The sequence below is a fragment of the Streptomyces sp. NPDC043867 genome, assembly GCF_056435845.1.
In genome coordinates this window covers 46649-65105 of sequence record NZ_JBWKDS010000047.1, presented here as the reverse complement: position 1 = coordinate 65105, position 18457 = coordinate 46649, and the positions used below count along the sequence as shown (strand labels likewise).

At 73.7% G+C, this 18457-nt stretch carries 13 protein-coding genes and 2 tRNA genes; 10 read left to right on the top strand and 5 right to left on the bottom strand.

The genetic code is table 11. The features are described from left to right. Positions 1–134: 134 nt before the first annotated feature. Together AC069T_RS33155 and AC069T_RS33150 are read right to left on the bottom strand one after the other, a co-directional pair. A complete protein-coding gene (locus tag AC069T_RS33155; RefSeq protein ID WP_478786254.1) occupies positions 135–4664 on the bottom strand; it encodes a hybrid sensor histidine kinase/response regulator in 4530 nt (1509 codons plus the stop codon). A 246-nt stretch (positions 4665–4910) separates the two neighbouring features. Then, positions 4911–5402 (bottom strand): SSI family serine proteinase inhibitor, encoded by a 492-nt coding sequence (locus AC069T_RS33150; RefSeq protein WP_478786253.1) that lies wholly within the window; start codon positions 5400–5402, stop codon positions 4911–4913. A gap of 158 nt (positions 5403–5560) precedes the next feature. Between AC069T_RS33150 and AC069T_RS33145 the strand changes: the two genes are divergently transcribed. The 8 genes from AC069T_RS33145 to AC069T_RS33110 all read left to right on the top strand — a co-directional run bounded on the left by AC069T_RS33145 (position 5561) and on the right by AC069T_RS33110 (position 14694). Further along, positions 5561–5651: transfer RNA gene (locus tag AC069T_RS33145), tRNA-Ser, on the top strand. Positions 5652–5881: 230 nt separating this feature from the next. Continuing rightward, positions 5882–5954 (top strand) — tRNA-Arg (locus AC069T_RS33140). A gap of 146 nt (positions 5955–6100) precedes the next feature. Next, positions 6101–7030: a DUF2797 domain-containing protein gene (locus AC069T_RS33135; RefSeq protein ID WP_478786252.1), complete on the top strand. Its 930-nt coding sequence runs from the start codon at positions 6101–6103 to the stop codon at positions 7028–7030. 572 nt (positions 7031–7602) lie between these two features. Then, positions 7603–8469: an amidohydrolase family protein gene (locus AC069T_RS33130; protein ID WP_478786260.1), complete on the top strand. Its 867-nt coding sequence runs from the start codon at positions 7603–7605 to the stop codon at positions 8467–8469. A gap of 120 nt (positions 8470–8589) precedes the next feature. Further along, complete coding sequence (locus AC069T_RS33125; protein WP_478786251.1) at positions 8590–9330, top strand: response regulator transcription factor; 741 nt, start codon at positions 8590–8592, stop codon at positions 9328–9330. Continuing rightward, on the top strand, positions 9327–10925 hold the full coding sequence (locus AC069T_RS33120) for a sensor histidine kinase (protein ID WP_478786250.1): 1599 nt from the start codon (positions 9327–9329) through the stop codon (positions 10923–10925). The genes AC069T_RS33125 and AC069T_RS33120 overlap by 4 nt, the downstream gene beginning before the upstream one ends. Before the next feature lie 26 nt (positions 10926–10951). After that, a complete protein-coding gene (locus tag AC069T_RS33115) occupies positions 10952–12502 on the top strand; it encodes a bifunctional glycosyltransferase family 2/GtrA family protein (protein ID WP_478786249.1) in 1551 nt (516 codons plus the stop codon). Next, positions 12499–14694, top strand: a complete 2196-nt coding sequence (locus tag AC069T_RS33110) for a mannosyltransferase YkcB-related protein (RefSeq protein ID WP_478786248.1) — start codon at positions 12499–12501, stop codon at positions 14692–14694. The genes AC069T_RS33115 and AC069T_RS33110 overlap by 4 nt, the downstream gene beginning before the upstream one ends. Positions 14695–14782: 88 nt before the next feature. Here the strand turns inward: AC069T_RS33110 and AC069T_RS33105 are convergent, their stop codons facing one another. Beyond that, the gene (locus AC069T_RS33105; RefSeq protein ID WP_478786247.1) at positions 14783–15253 is read right to left on the bottom strand and encodes a PPOX class F420-dependent oxidoreductase; all 471 of its coding nucleotides are present in this window, start codon (positions 15251–15253) and stop codon (positions 14783–14785) included. 9 nt (positions 15254–15262) lie between these two features. Beyond that, on the bottom strand, positions 15263–15613 hold the full coding sequence (locus tag AC069T_RS33100) for an STAS domain-containing protein (RefSeq protein WP_478786246.1): 351 nt from the start codon (positions 15611–15613) through the stop codon (positions 15263–15265). A gap of 236 nt (positions 15614–15849) precedes the next feature. Here AC069T_RS33100 and AC069T_RS33095 point away from each other — a divergent pair, with 236 nt between their 5' ends. Both AC069T_RS33095 and AC069T_RS33090 read left to right on the top strand, forming a co-directional pair. Continuing rightward, on the top strand, positions 15850–16575 hold the full coding sequence (locus tag AC069T_RS33095; protein ID WP_478786245.1) for an ANTAR domain-containing protein: 726 nt from the start codon (positions 15850–15852) through the stop codon (positions 16573–16575). Positions 16576–16603: 28 nt separating this feature from the next. Further along, a complete protein-coding gene (locus AC069T_RS33090) occupies positions 16604–17377 on the top strand; it encodes an ANTAR domain-containing protein (protein ID WP_478786244.1) in 774 nt (257 codons plus the stop codon). Between the two features lie 88 nt (positions 17378–17465). Here the strand turns inward: AC069T_RS33090 and AC069T_RS33085 are convergent, their stop codons facing one another. Beyond that, the gene (locus AC069T_RS33085; RefSeq protein ID WP_478786243.1) at positions 17466–18287 is read right to left on the bottom strand and encodes a YceI family protein; all 822 of its coding nucleotides are present in this window, start codon (positions 18285–18287) and stop codon (positions 17466–17468) included. Positions 18288–18457 lie beyond the last annotated feature (170 nt).

Sequence of the window (18457 nt, the reverse complement as noted above, 5' to 3'; positions counted from 1 at the left end):
GGACGACGGGGGCGCCACACGACTTGGATGGCAACGAGGAACCCGCCCCGCAAACTGGACACGGGGGCGGGGGAAGACACGGGTGGGGGCGTTGTTCCACGGAAAACACCCCCCCAACCGTGTTGTACGACAACTCAGTTCGTGCCGATGCGCGCCAGCAGGTCGACGATCCGGTCCTGCACCTCGACGCTGGTCGAGCGTTCGGCGAGGAACAGGACCGTCTCCCCCGCCGCCAGGCGCGGAAGCTCCGCCTGATCGACGGCGGCGGTGTAGACGACGAGGGGCGTGCGGTTCAACTGGCCGTTCGCGCGCAGCCAGTCGACGATCCCGGCGCGCCGACGCCGTACCTGCATCAGGTCCATCACCACGAGGTTCGGCCGCAGCTGCGCGGCCAGCGTGACCGCGTCCTCGTCCGACGCCGCCCGGGCGACCTGCATCCCGCGCCGTTCCAGCGAGGCCGTGAGCGCCAGCGCGATCTCCCCGTGCTCCTCGATGAGCAGCACCCGCGGCGGGTGCTGCTCCGAGTCGCGCGGCGCGAGCGCCTTCAGCAGCACGGCGGGGTCGGCGCCGTACGCCGCCTCGCGCGTCGCCTGGCCGAGTCCCGCCGTCACCAGGACGGGTACCTCGGCGGCCACCGCGGCCTGGCGCAGCGACTGGAGCGCGGTGCGGGTGATCGGGCCCGTCAGCGGGTCCACGAACAGCGCGGCCGGGAAGGCGGCGATCTGTGCGTCGACCTCCTCGCGTGAGTGCACGACGACGGGCCGGTAGCCGCGGTCGCTGAGCGCCTGCTGGGTCGTCACGTCGGGGGCCGGCCACACGAGCAGGCGCCGCGGGTTGTCGAGCGGCTCCGGGGGCAGCTCGTCGTCCATGGGCCGCGGATGGGGCTGGTCGGCGACCTCGACGGCGCCGCCGGGACCGTCGAGCGGCTCGGGGCCCTCGTCGGCGTTCCGGTCCGGAGCTCCTATGGCGTACGAGCGTCCGGCGCCCTCCGTGCCGCCGGCGGGACGGGGCTGGCCGCTCTGCGGGTGGGGACGGCCCCCGGTCTCCGGGCGCTCGGCAGCGGGCTCGGGACGCGTACCGAGCTTGCGGCGGCGGCCGGAACCGTTGGTCTGGTGCGGGGGAGGCGTCGGGGTCTGCGAACCCGGCAGCGCCTGTGCGGGCAGTTGCTGGGGGACCGGCTGCGGCTGGTTCGGCGCGGCACCGGGGCGGCCGAACGGCACGCCCTGGCCGAGCGTCCGCACGCTGAACGCGCGCCCCTGGGTCGAGTTCGGGTCGACGGGCGCGGCGGCCTCCGCGGGCAGCGGCTGAGCGGCCCGCGGCGGGGCGGGGCGCTCGGGCGGGAGCGGAGTGCCGGAGGCGGGCGTCTGCCCCGCCGGCGCCGGCGCCTGGGCCTGCGCCGGTACCGGGTGACCGGTGCCGGACGTGTCGTCGGCGGCGGGCCAGGGCCCGGACGGGTCCGGGGCGGTGCCCTGCGCGGGAACACCGCCGGCGGGGATCGCGGTCCCGTCCGGCCGGGCCGGCGGAGCCTCGGTCCGCGCGCCGTCCGGCTCCGCGGGGGCGTTCTCGGCTGCGCCGGGCACACCCTGAACCGCCGGGGCGCCCTCGGGGGCGGGGGCAGCCGCGGGAGGCGTCTGACCGGAAGCACCACCGTAGGGAGAATCGGGCTGCGCAGGTGCGGCCGGGCCGGGGATGCCTTGTGCGGGTACGGGCTGGCCGGGGTGCGGGGGGTTCGGGGCGCCGTGTCTGGCCACGGTCTGTCCCGGGGCCGGCTGCACGGGTGCGGCCGGGCTGAGAGCCCTGCGCCCCGCCGACGCCTGCCCGGCGGCGGCCCGGGACACGGGAGCCTGTCCGCCGGCCGCCTGCTCCGGCCCGACGGGAACGGCCCGGCCAGCCGGGGCAGCGGGTACGGGACCGGGCGCGGACTGTGCTGCGGGCTGACCGGCGGCGGGCCGTCCCGCGCCCGGACCAGCCTGCCCGGGCACGGACTGCGCGGGTACGCCCGGCATCTGGGGCTGCACGCCCTGCCCCGGGACACCCTGCCCCGGGATGCTCGGCATGGGGACGTCCTGCACGGGTTCGGCGGGTACGGCGGGTGCGTCCGCCTCGGCCGGAGCCCGGCGGGCGCGGCGGCGTCCCGTCGGAGCCGGCACCGGATGCGGCTGCGGCGGGGTGTGGTCGTCGGCGCCGTCGTGCGGCATCACGTCGTGCCGGCCGTCGTCCACCGGGACGACGCCGGGAGCGGCACCCGCGTACGCCCCGCTCTGCCCGGCCGGGGAGAGCGTCTCGGCACCGGCGTGCCCGGGCGAGCGGTCGGCCTCGGCAGGCGGCAGCGCGAACACCGTACGGGCGCCCGCCTCCTGCGCCGCGGCACGCTCCGCCGCGGCGGCAAGGGCGCGACGCCGACGGCCGGTCGGCTCCGCGTCGCCGGCCTCGGCCTGGGCATCGGAACCCGGCGTGTTCTGAACCGCGGGCAGCGCCGGCGGCAGCGCGTGCTGCTCGGTGTCCCGGCGCGCACGCCGGCCCGACGGGGCGGGCACACCCTGCGGGGGCACGGTCCCGCCGAGTCCCGTACCCGCGGCGGCGGTTGCGGCGGAGTGCTCGCCGGCCATGAGGACCGCGCCCTCGGCGACGCCCCCGGCGTCACCCTCGACGGGGCTCGGCCGTCCGCGCCGCCGTCCGGTACCACCGGCAGCCCCGGTGTTCGTGTCCTCGTCCTCCGACGCCTGCGCGGGGACCGGGGTCTCGGCGGGCGTCGCGGTCTCTCCCGCACGGCGCCTGCGCCGCCCGGTGGGCGCGGCGGCACCCGGGTCCTGGGCGGCCGGTCCGGAACCCGCCGGGATGCTCACACCGGTGTCGGAGTCCGCCGCCGGGCTGTCCAGGAAGGAGTCCACGGAGGACCGCCGGGCCCGCCGCCGTCCGCTTCCCTGCTGCGGCGCGGCCTGCTCGGGGAGCGCGAGCTCTGCGCCGGGCGACTGCCCGGCCACGGGGGCCTCGACCGCGCCCGCGCCGCCGCCGATCGGCACCTCCAGGACGTACGCGCTGCCGCTCATCCCCGGCACCTCGTGCGTCTGCAGCACACCTCCGTGCGCCCGCACGATGCCCCGGACGATCGGCTCGTGCACCGGGTCGCCCCCGGAGTACGGGCCTCGCACCTCGATGCGGACGACCTCGCCGCGCTGCGCCGCCGCCACGACCACCGTGTTGTCCAGATAACCGCCCGCCGACACCGGCGCGTTGCCCGTGGCGTCGACTCCCGCCACGTCGGCGACGAGATGCGCGAGCGCGGTGGCGAGCCGCTCGGGGTCGACCTCGGCCTCGATGGGCGGCGCGTGCACGGCGAACTGCACACGGCCGGGACCGATCAGCTCGACCGCGCCGTCGACCCCGGCCGCGACGACCGCGTCGAGCATGACGTTCGTGCGGGTGATGCCCTCGGTGCCCGCGTCCAGCCGCTGGTAGCTGAGCACGCTGTCGACGAGCGTGGTGATCCGCGAGTAGCCCGCGGCGAGGTGGTGGAGCACCTGGTTGGCCTCGGGCCACAGCTGGCCCGCGTCGTCGGCGGCGAGCTTCGACAGCTCGCCGCGCAGCTGGTCCAGCGGTCCGCGCAGGGAGGTGTCGAGCACGGCGAGCAACTGTTCGTGCCGCGCGGCGAGTGCCTCGAAGCGGTCCTTCTCGCGCTCGGCGAGCGCCGCGTAGCGGTCGTCGCCCGCGCCCAGTTCCTCCGCGTGCTGCTCGCGCAGCGCGGCGAGTTCGTCGGTGTGCCGCTCCCGCAGCCGCTCCAGTTCCGCGGTGTGCTCGCCGGTGATCCGGGCGAGCTCCTCCGTGTGGCGGGCGGCCTCGGCCTCCTTCTCCTCGGCCAGCGCGTCGTACGGCCGCCGGTCGGTGAACGTCATCACGGCGCCCACGAGCTGGTCCCCGTCGCGGACCGGCGCGGTCGTGAGGTCGACCGACACCTGGGCACCGGACTTGGACCACACGACCTGCCCGCGCACCCGGTGCTTGCGCCCGGAGCGCAGGGTGTCGGCGAGCGGCGACTCGGCGTACGCGAACGGCTCGCCGTCGGCCCGCGAGTGCAGGATGAGCGCGTGCAGGTCCTGGCCGCCGAGATCGCTGGCGCGGTAGCCGAGTATCTGGGCGGCGGCCGGATTGACGAGGACGACCCGACCGTCCGTGTCCGTGCCGACGACGCCCTCGGACGCGGCCCGCAGGATCATCTCGGTCTGGCGTTGCGAGCGCGCGAGTTCGGCCTCGGTGTCGACGGTGCCCGACAGATCGCGGACGACGAGCATGAGCAGCTCGTCGCCGGTGTAGCCGTAGCCGTCGTAGGCCTGCTGGCCGTTCTCCAGATTCGCACTGGTGACCTCGACCGGGAACTCGCTGCCGTCGGTCCGCCGGGCGATCATCCGGGTCGGCTTGGTCCGGCCGCTCTGGTCCATGGACTCGGGCCGTCGCATCGAGCCGGGGATCAGCCGGGAGTCGAACTCCGGGAGCAGGTCGAGGAGCCCCCGGCCCACCAGAGCCGTCCCCGGGGCCTCGAAGGCCTCCAGGGCGATGGTGTTGGCGTTGACAACGGTCCCATTGGCGTTGACCAGCACCAACGCATCGGGAAGCGCGTCCAGTATGGCTGCGAGGCGAGCAGCGCCTCGGGATGGCCTGCTGCTCACGAGACGCTTCCTCCCTGTTACCGCACCTTGCTGACCGCGAGGGCCATCTTGCCAACCGTCCCGCAGCGTGTCACGCGAGGGAGTCTACGGGCAGAGGTTGCGCTCGCGATGCCGGATGAGAGGGAGGTCGCACGCAGAAGGTACGTAGAAGCTGTGACCGTGCATTTCACCCCCCGGAAGCACGACTTGGACATCTCCGGCCCGGGCCCGGCTGTTGACTCTTCCCCCCCCGGAAGAGGGTGACCGCTACCCGCCGAGGTCGGGCAGCAGCGGCACGAGCGCGTTCCACCGCCCGATCTCGCAGCCGTCCCCGCGGTCGTACCTGGCGTCGACGGGACGTCCGGCCCACGTGCCGGTGACGTGCGCGGTGGCCGGGCCGCCGTACTGCAGGGTGCAGAGCGTGCCCTCCGGGACGGAGGCGAAGGGGTCCTTGCCCCACCGGGTGCCGTGTTCGAGTTTGTCGCAGGCGCCGCGTACGTCGGGATGGGTGCCGCCGTCCGGGTGGCAGTCCAGCTCGTACCTCCCGTCGGCGGCGCCAGCATGGTCGACGGTGACGACGAGATGGTCACCGGGGTCCTCACCGCCGGCCGCGGGCGGCGGCATGAGGGGAAGGGACAGGGGATCGGGCACGGGTGCGGCTCCGGCGTGCGCGGCGGGCGCGGCGGACAGGGCGGCGGCGGAGGCGGCCGCCGCGAGGGCGAGCCGGCGCAGGGTGACCCGGGACATGACAGGACTCATGACCGGACTAACGCCTCACCGCGCGTGTGGTTGCGCCGCCGGTCGGGGCTTTGCCCTGCGGCCCGCCTGCCTAGTACCGTGGGGGGCGATTGGTGACACCCCGCTCGGCTGTGTCATCATCTGCACGCACCATTCGCGCTCGCGCGGCTGGTTGTGCTGGAGGCGTCGCCTAGTCCGGTCTATGGCGCCGCACTGCTAATGCGGTTTGGGCCTTAAAGCCCATCGAGGGTTCAAATCCCTCCGCCTCCGCGCTCGATCCCGAAGCCCCGGTCGTCACGACCGGGGCTTCGGTCGTTCTCCCGGTCCCGTACGTCTCCGGTCTCGACCCCGGAGCACCCCCGATCCGGGTATTTCCGCAGGTCAGGCCGGGTGTGACAAACGGATTTCGCCTCACGGCGCCAGTCATGTAATGTTGTTCCCGCAACGCCGACCAGGCAGAAAAGCCCGGAAGGAAGAGCACCACACAACAGAACACACAGGCACTCGTAGCTTAACGGATAGAGCATCTGACTACGGATCAGAAGGTTGCAGGTTCGAATCCTGCCGAGTGCACGCAGGTTGAAGGCCCCCGGAGAGATCCGGGGGCCTTTTGCGTGAGCGGTGCGGCCGAGATGCGCGTGGCGTCGGGGGAGAGGAACCGGGGCGTCGGGCGAATCGGGGCCGGGGGCGTTGTCAGTGGCTCTGGCTACGCTCGGGGGATGGCACGGGTGTGGAGTTGTTCGGGGCTGCGCTGGGGGGCGGACGGGCCCGTGCTGGTGTGGGGCGGGGGGCGGAGCAGCGCCCTGGTCCGGGGGCACCGCGTCGCCTTCGGTGTGGTGGAGGGCGGGGTGCGGACCTGCGTGGGGGCGCGGGGGCACGCGTGTCCTCGGGGCGCCGTCGTGCCGGGGCGCAGCGGCGGGGCGCGCTGCGAGGAGTGCGCTCGGCTGGAGCGGGCCCACTCCGTGGCGGCCGACACCGTCGCCGACGACCCGCGGCCGTACCACGTGTATCTGGCGTGGTTCGGGCCCGGCCTGGTCAAGGTGGGCATCACAGGAGTCGGGCGAGGGTCCGCGCGGCTGCTGGAGCAGGGGGCCGTCACGTTCAGCTGGCTGGGACGCGGGCCGCTGATGGCCGCCCGGCGGGCCGAGGAGTTGCTGCGGGCCGCGCTCGGGGTGCCCGACCGGATTCCGTACGCCGTGAAGCGCGCGGTGCGCGGCGAGCTGCCCGGGACCGGGGCGGGAGCCGGGACGCCGGCCGGGGAGGCGGCGGGGGCGGAGGCCGGGGCCGGGGAGCGGATCGCGGAGATCGCCGAGCTGCACGCCCGGGCCGGCCGGCTCGACGGGTGGCCCGAGTCCCTGGAGCGCCTGCCGTTCCGGCCCGTGGACCACACGGGGGTGTTCGGGCTCGCCGGGCTGCCGCCGGCCGACGGCGTGGTGAGCGAACTGGCCGCCGGGTGTGCCGTGAGCGGTGAGCTGCTCGCCGCCGCGGGTCCCGATCTGCATCTCGCGACCGGGCGCGGGGTCGTCGTCCTCGACACGCGGCTCATGCCCGGCTGGGAGCTGGCCGCCGCCGGAGCGGAGGGCCTGCCGCCCTTTCCCGTACGGGAGTCGAGGCGGTCCGCGGGAAGCGTGCAGGACGGACTGTTCTGAGGACGCGGCGGACAGGGCTGTGCCGCAGGATCCCCTGCCACGGTGCTGGACGCCGGCGGGCGCCCGGACCGAGAGTGGCGGACATGAGCGATCACCGCGCCGCCCGGGAGACGGACGCCACGGCCAACGGCACCGGCACCGGCACCGGCAGGGCCAACGACACCGGCACCGGCACGGGGTACGGCGAGGACACCGGCCCCGGCGAGGACACCGGCCCCGGCACCGCAGCCGCCGTAAGCCCCCACGCCCCCGTCCGTACGGGTACCGGCACCGGCACCGATCCCAGCACCGGCACCGGCACCGATCCCAGCACCGGCACCGGCACCGGCACCGATCCCAGCACCAGCACCGGCAACGGGACCGACCCCAGCACCGACACCGGCAACGGGACCGACCCCAGCACCGACACCGGCAACGGGACCGACCCCAGCACCGACACCGGCAACGGGACCGATCCCAGCACCAGCACCGGCAACGGGACCGACCCCAGCACCGACACCGGTGCCGGCCCCAGCACCGGTAACGGGACAGGCCCCGCCCCCGGCGGTCACGTCGACCCCGGCACCGCCGAAGTGCGCGGGTTCTGGACGCGGCTGGGGCTCCCCGGGCTCGTCGACGTGCACACGCACTTCATGCCCGAGCGCGTCCTGCGCAAGGTCTGGGGCTACTTCGACGCGCTCGGGCCCCTCACGGGCGGCGTCGAGTGGCCGATCACCTACCGCGCCGACGAGGAGGAACGCCTCGCGGTCCTGCGGGGGTTCGGCGCCCGGGCCTTCACCGCGATGCTCTACCCGCACAAGGCCGGCATGGCCAGGTGGCTCAACGACTGGGCCGTCGGCTTCGCCCGCCGCACCCCCGACTGTCTGCACACGGCGACCCTGTTCCCCGAGCCGGGCGTCGAGACGTACGTGAAGGAGGCTCTCGACGCGGGGGCGCGGGTGTTCAAGGCGCATGTGCAGGTGGGCGCGTACGACCCCGGCGACCCGCTCCTGGATCCCGCGTGGGGGCTGCTCGCCGAGGCGGGGGTCCCGGTCGTCGTGCACTGCGGTTCCGGTCCCGCGCCGGGCAGGTACACCGGGCCGGGTCCGGTCGCCGGTGTCCTCGCCCGGCACCCCCGGCTGCGGCTTGTGGTCGCGCATCTCGGGATGCCGGAGTACGAGGACTTCCTCGGGCTCGCGGAGCGGTACGGCGAGGTGCGGCTGGACACGACCATGGCGCTCACCGACTTCAGCGAGCGACTCGCGCCGTTCCCCCGGCAGGCGCTGCCCCGGCTCGCCGCTCTCGGGGACCGGGTCCTGCTCGGGACGGACTTCCCCAACATCCCGTATCCGTACGTACATCAGCTGCACGCGCTGGAGCGGCTCGGGCTCGGCGACGACTGGCTGCGGGCGGTCTGCCACGACAACGGCGCCCGCCTCTTCGGGCTCGGCACCGCCTAGGCGCATCGAGCCTGCGGGCCGGTACACCTAGGCGCTTCCTGAGAGGCGCCTGTGCGTTTCTCAGGCAAATCACAGGTACCCGAAAGGATGCTCTCAGCGGCGCCCAGCAGTGTGTCCGCTATGACCACGACCTCGCCCCAGGGGCGCACCGAACTGCTGAGGCCGGACGGGAGCCCCGTCCGAGTGCTGGTGGTGGACGACGAGCTGTCGATCACCGAGCTGCTGTCCATGGCCCTTCGCTACGAAGGGTGGCAGATCCGCAGCGCGGGCGACGGACACGGAGCGGTGCAGGCCGCCCGTGAGTTCCGGCCCGACGCCGTGGTGCTCGACATGATGCTGCCCGACATGGACGGGCTCGCGGTGCTCGGCCGGCTGCGCCGGGACCTGCCCGACGTGCCGGTGCTCTTCCTCACGGCCAAGGACGCCGTGGAGGACCGCATCGCCGGACTCACCGCGGGCGGCGACGACTACGTCACCAAGCCGTTCAGCCTTGAAGAGGTGGTGGCACGGCTGCGCGGGCTGATCCGCCGCTCCGGTGCCGCCGACCGGCGCAGCGACTCCGTCCTCGTCGTCGGGGACCTGACCCTCGACGAGGACAGCCACGAGGTGTCCCGGGGCGGCGACAACATCCACGTCACGGCCACCGAGTTCGAGCTGCTGCGGTTCCTGATGCGCAATCCGCGCCGGGTGCTCAGCAAGGCGCAGATACTCGACCGCGTGTGGTCGTACGACTTCGGCGGCCAGGCCAATGTCGTCGAGCTCTACATCTCGTATCTGCGGCGCAAGATCGACGCGGGCCGTGAGCCGATGATCCACACCCGGCGCGGTGCCGGTTACCTGATCAAGCCCGCCGTGTCATGAGCGGACGACGACGGCCGCGCGGGCAGCAGCGAGCATCCCGGCCGCGGACGCTGCGGACGCGGCTCGTCGTCTCGGCGGTCGCCCTCATCGCGGTGGTGTGCGCCGTCATCGGCACGGTGACGACGATCGCGCTGGAAGAGCACCTGTCCGATCAGCTGAACAACCAGGTCACCGAGGTCGGCATGCGGGCGACGGGTGGCCCGAAGAAGCCCCTCGGGGTCCAGCGGCCGGACACGGGGAACCAGAGCCCGGACGGCCAACTCGATCCGCCCGACGACCCGTTCGACTTCGCCACGAGGGGCGGAACCCAGCCGGACACCGTCGTCGCCGAGGTCGGCCAAGACGGCGGGATCTCGAAAGCGGTCGTCACCAAGGAGAACAAGGCCTCCGCGAGCGAGAGCTTCCGGATGACCACCAAGAACCTCACCGAGGCGCAGAAAGCGGTGCTCGCCTCCGTCCCGAAGACCGGCCTGCACACAGTGGACCTCCCGGGCCTGGGCCAGTACCGGGTCTCGTACATGCACGGCAATCGCGGCAGCTTCTACGTCGCCCTGCCGACCGAGTCCGTGACCAGCACGATCAACACCCTGATCCTTGTCGAGGTCAGCGTCACCGCGGCCGGCCTCGTGGCTGCCGGTATCGCCGGGTCGGTCCTCGTCGGAGTCGCCCTGCGTCCCCTGCGCCGCGTCGCCTCCACCGCCACCCGCGTCTCCGAACTCACCCTGCACACCGGCGAGGTGACCCTCTACGAACGGGTCCCGGAGTCCGAGGCGGACCCCCGCACCGAGGTCGGTCAGGTCGGCGCCGCGCTCAACCGCATGCTCGACCACATCCACGGCGCTCTGCACGCCCGCCAGCAGAGCGAGACGCGGGTACGGCAGTTCGTCGCGGACGCCAGCCACGAGCTGCGGACACCACTGGCCTCGATCCGCGGGTACGCCGAGCTGACCCGGCGCGGCCGGGAGGAGACCGGGCCCGACACCCGGCACGCCCTCGGGCGGATCGAGTCCGAGGCCGGGCGCATGACGCTGCTGGTCGAGGACCTGCTGCTGCTCGCCCGCCTGGACGCGGGGCGGCCGCTCCAGTACGGGCAGACGGACCTGGTGCCGCTCGTCGTGGACGCGGTGAGCGACGCCCGGGCGGCCGGCCGCGACCACAAGTGGCGTCTCGAACTGCCCGACGAACCGGCCCTGGTGTCGGCGGACGCCGCGCGGCTCCAGCAGATCCTGGTCAACCTGTTCGCGAACGCGCGCACGCACACCCCGCCGGGGACGACCGTGACCGCGCGCGTGCACCGGCACGAGCCGTGGCTGTGCGTGGACGTCCAGGACGACGGCCCCGGCATCCCGGCGGACCTGCTGCCCCGGGTCTTCGAGCGTTTCGCGCGCGGTGACTCCTCGCGCTCCCGTGTCTCCGGTTCGACCGGCCTGGGGCTGGCCATCGTGCAGGCCGTCGCGGCCGCGCACGGGGGCGCCGTGACCGTCGACAGCATGCCCGGCAGGACCGTGTTCACGGTGCATCTGCCCGCGCTCGCCGTGGAACCGGGCCCGTACCCGTACTCACAGGCACAGCACAGCGCCACCACACGGGCGTAACAGGGCGGTTGACGAATGTCGTTGTCATGCGAACCGACTCTTCTCCCGGCAGCCTGCCGGCGCGGGAGCACCTCCCGGCCGGACACGCCGGCACGCCTGTCCTGGACGTAGTGATCCCCGTCTACAACGAGGAGAAGGACCTCCAGCCGTGTGTGCGGCGACTGCACGACCACCTCGCACGCACCTTCCCGTACTCGTTCCGCATCACGATCGCGGACAACGCGTCCACGGACACCACACCGCTGGTGGCCGCGCGGCTGGAGTCGGAGATCGCGGAGGTCAGATCCTTCCGCCTGGAGCAGAAGGGCCGCGGCCGGGCGCTGCGCACCGTCTGGTCCGCCTCGGACGCCCCGGTCCTCGCCTACATGGACGTGGATCTGTCCACCGACCTCAACGCCCTGCTGCCGCTGGTGGCGCCGCTGATCTCCGGTCACTCGGACCTGGCGATCGGCTCGCGGCTCGCCCGCTCGTCGCGCGTGGTGCGCGGCGCGAAGCGGGAGTTCATCAGCCGCACCTACAACCTGATCCTGCGGGGTTCGCTCCAGGCCCGCTTCTCCGACGCGCAGTGCGGCTTCAAGGCGATCCGGCGTGATGTCGCCCAGGCGCTGCTGCCGCTGGTGGAGGACACCGGCTGGTTCTTCGACACCGAGATGCTGGTGCTGGCCGAGCGGGCCGGGCTGCGCATCCACGAGGTGCCGGTCGACTGGGTCGACGACCCGGACTCCACCGTGCACATCGTGCGGACGGCGACGGACGACCTGAAGGGCGTGTGGCGGGTGGGCCGGGCCCTCGCGACGGGTTCGCTGCCGCTGGACCGGCTCGCGCGGCCCTTCGGGGACGATCCGCGCGACCGGGACCTGGCCGGGGTGCCCCGCGGCCTCGCGCGTCAGCTGGTCGGGTTCTGCGCGGTGGGTGTCCTGTCGACCCTGTTCTACCTGCTGCTGTACTCCGGCTTCCGGGCCGTCGCGGGGCCGCAGACCGCCAACGCGCTCGCCCTGCTGGTCTCGGCGGTGGCGAACACGGCGGCCAACCGGCGGCTCACGTTCGGCGTCCGAGGCCGGGAGAGCGCCATGCGCCATCAGGCCCAGGGGCTGGTGGTGTTCGGCATCGGACTGATCCTCACCAGCGGTTCGCTCGCCGCCCTGAACGCGGCGACGTCCGAGCCCGCGCACTCCACGGAACTCGCGGTCCTGGTCGCCGCCAACCTCGCGGCGACGGTGCTGCGGTTCCTGCTCTTCAGGGCCTGGGTCTTCCCGGACCGCGACGAGCCCGCCTTCACGGCCGTGGCCTCGCCCGCCCCGGACCCGTACGCCACGGCGGCGCACCCGTACTCCGGGGGCCTCGAATCCCGGCAGCCGGCGCCGCACCCGTACACCGACGCACGGCACCCGTACACCGACGCGCCGCAACGCCCTTACACCAACGCGCCGTTGGCCCAGCGCCCGGCGGCGCACCGGTCCTCGTACGACACCACAGAATTCCGCGCCGGCGACGTCGCGGACCGCACCAGGGGGGACGCGACCGTGCAGCTGCAGACGGTGCGCCCGCACGATCACGATCCGAGGAACGCACGATGACGACTCAGCCCGACACGACGTCGCAGGGGGACATCACCCCCTCCTGGGGGCCGCCCGCCGCGTCCGCGGCGCACGAACCGGCCGCATCCCGCCCGGCGGCACCCGGTTCCGGTGAGCCGAAGCAGCCCTTCGCGCGCCGGCTGTGGCGCGGCCGGCCCGAGGACCCGCGCTGGGCCCGCCCGGCCCTGCTCGCCCTGCTCCTCGCCACCGGTCTGCTCTACCTGTACGACCTGAGCGCGTCCGGATACGCCAACTCCTTCTACTCCGCGGCCGTCCAGGCCGGCAGCCAGAGCTGGAAGGCGTTCTTCTTCGGCTCGCTCGACGCCGGCAACGCGATCACCGTCGACAAGCCCCCGGCCGCACTGTGGCCGATGGCGCTGTCGGTACGGATCTTCGGCCTCAGCTCGTGGGCGATCCTCGTCCCCGAGGTGCTGATGGGCGTCGCCACGGTCGGCGTGCTCCACGCGGCCGTGCGGCGCCGCTTCTCCCCGGCGGCCGCCCTGATCGCCGGAGCGGTGCTGGCGCTCACCCCCGTCGCCGCGCTGATGTTCCGGTTCAACAACCCGGACGCGCTGCTCGCGCTGCTGATGACCGTCACGGTGTACTGCGTGATCCGCGCCTTGGAGGACGGGCGCACCAAGTGGCTGGTGTGGGCGGGTGTCGCGGTCGGCCTCGCCTTCCTGACCAAGACCCTCCAGGCCTTCCTGATCCTGCCGCCGCTGGCGATCCTGTACGGGGTCTGCGGGCCGGTGCGGCTGCGGAAGCGTCTCGGGCAGCTCGCCCTCGCCACGGCCGCCCTGGTCGTCTCCGGCGGCTGGTGGGTCGCGATCGTCGAGCTGTGGCCGGCCTCGTCCCGCCCGTACATCGGCGGCTCGCAGAACAACTCCTTCCTGGAGCTGACCTTCGGCTACAACGGTCTGGGCCGGATCAACGGCGAGGAGACCGGCAGCGTCGGCGGCGGGGGCGGTGGCGGTGGCGGTACCGGTCAGTGGGGTGAGACCGGGTGGGACCGGATGTTCAACTCCGAGATCGGCGGCCAGATCTCGTGGCTGCTGCCCACCGCGCTGGTCCTGCTCGTGGCCGGCCTCTGGCTGACCAGGAAGGCGCAGCGGACCGACCTGGCCCGCGGCTCGTTCCTCGCGTGGGGCGGCGCGCTGCTGATGACCGTGGTCGTCTTCAGCTACATGGCGGGCATCTTCCACCAGTACTACACGGTGGCCCTGGCCCCCTACGTCGCGGCCGTGGTCGGCATGGGCGCCACGATGCTGTGGGAGGAGCGGGGCAGGATCCGGGCCGCGCTGACGCTCGCGGCGTCGGTCACCGCGGCGGCGGTCTGGGGCTATGTGCTCCTCAGCCGCACCTCCGACTACCTGCCCTGGCTGAAGTGGCTGGTGCTCGTCGGCGGGCTGGTCGGCGCGCTCGGTCTGGTCTTCGTGGCGCGGCTGAGCCGGCAGTTGGCCCTCGCGGCGGCCGGGCTGAGCTTCGTGGCGGCGGTCGCGGGTCCGACGGCGTACACGCTGAGCACGGTGGACACCGGTCACACGGGCTCCATCGTCACGGCCGGTCCGGCCGGCGCGAGCATGATGGGCGGCGGTCCCGGCGGCGGTCCCGGCGGTCGGACGGGCGGCGGAATGCCTGGCCGGAACCAGCAGAACGGTGCGCCGCAGGGCGGTGGCACGGGTCAGCCCCCGGGCGGCGGCAACGGCGGCGGCTTCCCCGGCGGCACGAACCAGCAGGGCAACGGGCAGGCTCCGCAGGGCGCCAGCGGCCAGGCCCCGCAGGGCGGCATGGGCGAGGGCGGCATGGGAGGCGGCGGCGTGGGCGGTCTGCTGAACGGCGCGTCCGTCGGCGCCGAGGCCAGGAAGCTGCTGAAGGCGGACGCCGACCAGTACACCTGGGTGGCCGCGACCATCGGCTCCCAGAACGGCGCCAGCTACCAGCTCGCCACCGGTGACCCGGTGATGGCGATCGGCGGCTTCAACGGCAGCGACCCGTCCCCGACACTCGCCCAGTTCAAGAAGTACGTCGAGGACGGAAAGATCCACTACTTCATCGCGGGCGGCGCCGGCGGCGGGGGCGGCAACTCCGGTTCCGCGTCCTCGATCACCTCGTGGGTCCAGGCCAACTACCAGAAGGTGACGGCCGGTTCGGCGACCTTCTACGACCTGACGAAGTTGAAGAGCGGCAGCTGACGGATCTCACACCAGGCGGTGGCCCGGGGCGCGAGCGCTCCGGGCCACCGCTTTCGTGTACCGCGGGAGCGGGCCGGGAGCACCGGGGTCAGTCCTGCTCGGCGAGCCGCGCCGGGAACCCTCCCGTCGCCACCGGACCCCACCGCTCGGGCGTGACCCGGATGATCGACTTGCCCTGCTTGCGCATCGCCTCCCGGTACTCGTCCCAGTCCGGGTGCTCCCCCGCGATGGTGCGGTAGTACTCGACGAGCGGCTCGACGGAGTCCGGCGCGTCGATGACCTCGGCGGTCCCGTCGATCTGGACCCAGGGCCCGTTCCACTCGTCGCTCAGCACGATCAGGCTGACCCGCTCGTCCCGCTTGGCGTTCCGCGTCTTGGCGCGCTCCGGGTAAGTGGAGACGACGATGCGGCCCGCGTCGTCGACCCCGCAGGTCAGGGGCGAGCCCTGGGGCCCGCCGTCGGCCCGCCGGGTCAGCAGGACGGCGCGGTGCCGGGGCCGTACGAAGTCCAGCAACTCGTCGAGGGATACGGCGGTGTTCGTCGCGATGTGAGGTGCCATACGGCCAGCCTAGGACCCGATCGCCTCCGCGAGGTCGTCGTACACGGCGACGTCCCGGCGTACTCCGGTCAGCTCCAGGACGCGGCTCACCAGCCCCCCGGGGGCCGCCACCACGCGCACCTCGGTCCGCGGCGGACGGTGTACGTGCGCCCGCACCTCGTTGATGAGGCGTACGCCCTGGGAGTCCATGAAGCCGGTGGTCGTGAGGTCCAGCACGAGCAGGCGCAGGCGGTCCCTGCGCGCGTTCACGACGTCCATGGTCCCGGCGCGCAGGGCGTCGGCGTTGGAGATGTCGATGTCCGCCGGCAGCGTGACGAGCGTGCAGTTCGGCAGGTCACGTGGGGTCGGGGAGAAGATCATGACGGCTCACCTGAGAGACATGTGTCCGGTTCCGATGAGGCCGCTTCCTGACCTGTGACGCCATTCCATCACGCGCGCCGGTCGCAGCGGTAGCCGGGGCACCGAGCCGCAACTCACCCCATCGGAGCAGCTAAAGTGCTGTTCGTCCTGTGCTCGCAGTCGGGAATGTGCTGCGGAGCTCTCCTGCGCATGGCGCCGGGACCTGTCGTCGGACGACGACGGGACCCTGGCCATGCATGCCGAAGAGGTTCGTGGTGGCTGCGTCCGACTTTAGTGAATTGCCCCGTTCTATTGCGGGTTTCGAGCTGGCCGAGGCGCTGACGGTGGCCGCTCGGCAGCTGCACGAGACATCGACGGCGAACGGCACCCTGCGCACCGCGGCCCGGCTCGCCGTCCATCTCCTGCCCGGCGCCGAGCACGCCGGCGTCTCCGTCATCGAGGACACCGCACCCCGGCAGACCCTCGCCTGGACCGACGACGTCGTACGCTCCGCCGACGCGCTCGACGCGGGCCGCGAGCACCGCGCGTACTGGGCCGACCTGTGGAGCGCGCCGGTCGCCGGGATCGAGGACAGCGGCGCGGCCGACGACGGCGAACTCACCCTGGCGGGCCTCGGCCTGCGCTCGGTGCTCTCCCTGCGCCTGCGCGCGGACCGCCGCCGGCTCACCGTGCTCACGGTCTACGCGCGAAAGCCGGGCGCCTTCGACGCCTCGGCGAGACGGATCGGCCGGCTGCTCACCGCGCACGTCAGCATCGCGCTGGAGACGGTGACCGTACGGGAGCAGTTGACGGAGGCCATGCGCACCCGCGACCTGATCGGACAGGCCACGGGCATCCTCATGGAGCGCCTGGACATCGACGCGGCGGAGGCCTTCGACAGCCTGGTGCGGACCTCGCAGCGCGAGAACGTGAAGCTGCGCGACCTGGCCGGGCGGATCGTGGACGTGCGGGACCAGGCGTGAGCGGGTGCCGACGGGATACCCGTTCCGTATGAGACCTCCAGCCGATCCGCCCAGGCCGCCACGGGCCGCCGCCGCACCGGGGGCCCGCACGCTGCACGAGGCACTTGCCCAGAGCGGCGGACTCGACACCCTGCTCAGGGACCTGACGGAGCGGGCGGTGCTCGCCGTGGAAGGGGCGGCGGCGTGCAGCATCACGGTGCGCCGTGACGGGCGGCTGCTCACCCTGGCGGGTACGAGCGGCCTGCCGAGCGGACTCGACCAGCGCCAGTACGAGAACGGCGACGGGCCCTGCGTCCGGGCGGCCGAGGTGGACGCCGAGCAGTACTCCCCGGACCTGGCGACCGAGACCCGCTGGCCCTCGTACACCCCCTACGCGCTCTCCCAGGGGATCCGCTCGGTGCTGGCCGTCCCGCTCCCGGTCGAGGGCGAGACGGACGCGGCGCTGAATCTCTACGCCGTGGCGGAGGACGCCTTCCGCGACCGCCGCGAGACCGCTCGCGCGTTCGCGGAGCGCGCCGCGGAGGCGATCAACGCCGCGCTGCGCATCGAGCGCGAGCGGACGTCGGCGGGGGACGTCAGGACCGCCCTGCTCTCGCGCAGTGTGATCGACCAGGCGGTCGGCATCCTCATGGCGAAGGAGCGCTGCGACGCCCGGGTGGCGCTCGACATGCTGCGCCGGGCCTCGCAGGACTCGAACGTCAAGCTCAGGGACCTGTGCGGCGACCTGGTGGCCCGGGTGTCGCGCTCCGCCCCGGCCGCCCGCGACGGCAGGGCCCCGGACGGCTCCCGGGCCGGCGGCTGAAGGACCCGGCGGCCGGAAGCGTCGGGGCGTCCCGCCGTGAGATGGCCGACAGTGAGCACCCTCTGGGTCCCCTGGACCGCCCGGGCCGTCAGGCGGCCGGCAGTGCGTCCCCCTGGACCGCCTGGATGTCCAGCTCCACCCGCAGGGTCGTGCCGATGGCGGAGATGCCCGCCTGGAGCACCTGGTTGTAGTTCATCGCGAAGTCCTCGCGGCGCAGTTCGGCGCCGGCGCGGAACGCGGCGCGCGTGCCGCCCCAGGGGTCGGCGCCGGTGCCGAGGTAGGCGAGGTCCAGGTCGACGGGGCGTACGACGCCGTGCATGGTCAGCTCGCCGTGCACCGTCCAGCGGTCGGAACCGGCGGGGCTCAGGCCCGTCGAGCGGTAGGTGATCTGCGGGTACGCCTCCACGTCGAGGAAGTCGGGCGACTTGAGGTGCCCGTCGCGCATGCCGTTGCCCGTGTCGATGGAGGCTGCGGAGATCACCGCCTCCACCCGGGACTTGGCGATGTCGTCAGGGGCGATCTCGATCAGGCCCGTGAACTCCGTGAACCGGCCGTGCACGCTGGAGATGCCCAGGTGCTGGGCGACCGCGCCCACCGATGAGTGGGCGGGGTCGATGGTCCACGGGCCCGGCGGGGGCAGCTCGGTGCCGCCCTGGCGGGCGAGGACGACGTTGCCGATCTCGGCCCGTCCGCTCGCCGTGACGATCGCGCTGGACGCGGCGGGGGCGTACCCGACCGCGGTGACGATCACGGTGTACGCGCCGGGTGCCAGGGCGGTCGTGTCCCGTACGGCTCCCTCGTCGTCGGCCTCGGCCCGCAGCACCTGCGTGCCCGTCATGTCGGTCACCGTGACGACGGCGTGCGACACGGCCCATCCGTCCCGCGTGCGAATCCGTGCGGTCAGTCCCATCCCGTTTTCTCCTTGCAGGCCAAGCTGTCCGAAACCGGCGGAGCCGTTCGGACCGGTCGAAAATGAGACCGGCCCGGGGGGGGGGGGTGGGGGGGGGGGGGGGGGCGGGGGGGGGGGGGGGAGGAGGCGGACCGTGGGGGGGGGGGGGGGGGGGGGGGGGGGGGGCGGTG

Coding starts and splice junctions, on each gene's coding strand:
- AC069T_RS33100 (WP_478786246.1), bottom strand. CDS start 15,613: ATGATCTTCTCCCCGACCCCACGTGACCTGCCGAACTGCACGCTCGTC.
- AC069T_RS33115 (WP_478786249.1), top strand. CDS start 10,952: ATGCGAACCGACTCTTCTCCCGGCAGCCTGCCGGCGCGGGAGCACCTC.
- AC069T_RS33085 (WP_478786243.1), bottom strand. CDS start 18,287: ATGGGACTGACCGCACGGATTCGCACGCGGGACGGATGGGCCGTGTCG.
- AC069T_RS33135 (WP_478786252.1), top strand. CDS start 6,101: ATGGCACGGGTGTGGAGTTGTTCGGGGCTGCGCTGGGGGGCGGACGGG.
- AC069T_RS33095 (WP_478786245.1), top strand. CDS start 15,850: ATGCCGAAGAGGTTCGTGGTGGCTGCGTCCGACTTTAGTGAATTGCCC.
- AC069T_RS33125 (WP_478786251.1), top strand. CDS start 8,590: ATGACCACGACCTCGCCCCAGGGGCGCACCGAACTGCTGAGGCCGGAC.
- AC069T_RS33120 (WP_478786250.1), top strand. CDS start 9,327: ATGAGCGGACGACGACGGCCGCGCGGGCAGCAGCGAGCATCCCGGCCG.
- AC069T_RS33110 (WP_478786248.1), top strand. CDS start 12,499: ATGACGACTCAGCCCGACACGACGTCGCAGGGGGACATCACCCCCTCC.
- AC069T_RS33090 (WP_478786244.1), top strand. CDS start 16,604: ATGAGACCTCCAGCCGATCCGCCCAGGCCGCCACGGGCCGCCGCCGCA.
- AC069T_RS33150 (WP_478786253.1), bottom strand. CDS start 5,402: ATGAGTCCTGTCATGTCCCGGGTCACCCTGCGCCGGCTCGCCCTCGCG.
- AC069T_RS33105 (WP_478786247.1), bottom strand. CDS start 15,253: ATGGCACCTCACATCGCGACGAACACCGCCGTATCCCTCGACGAGTTG.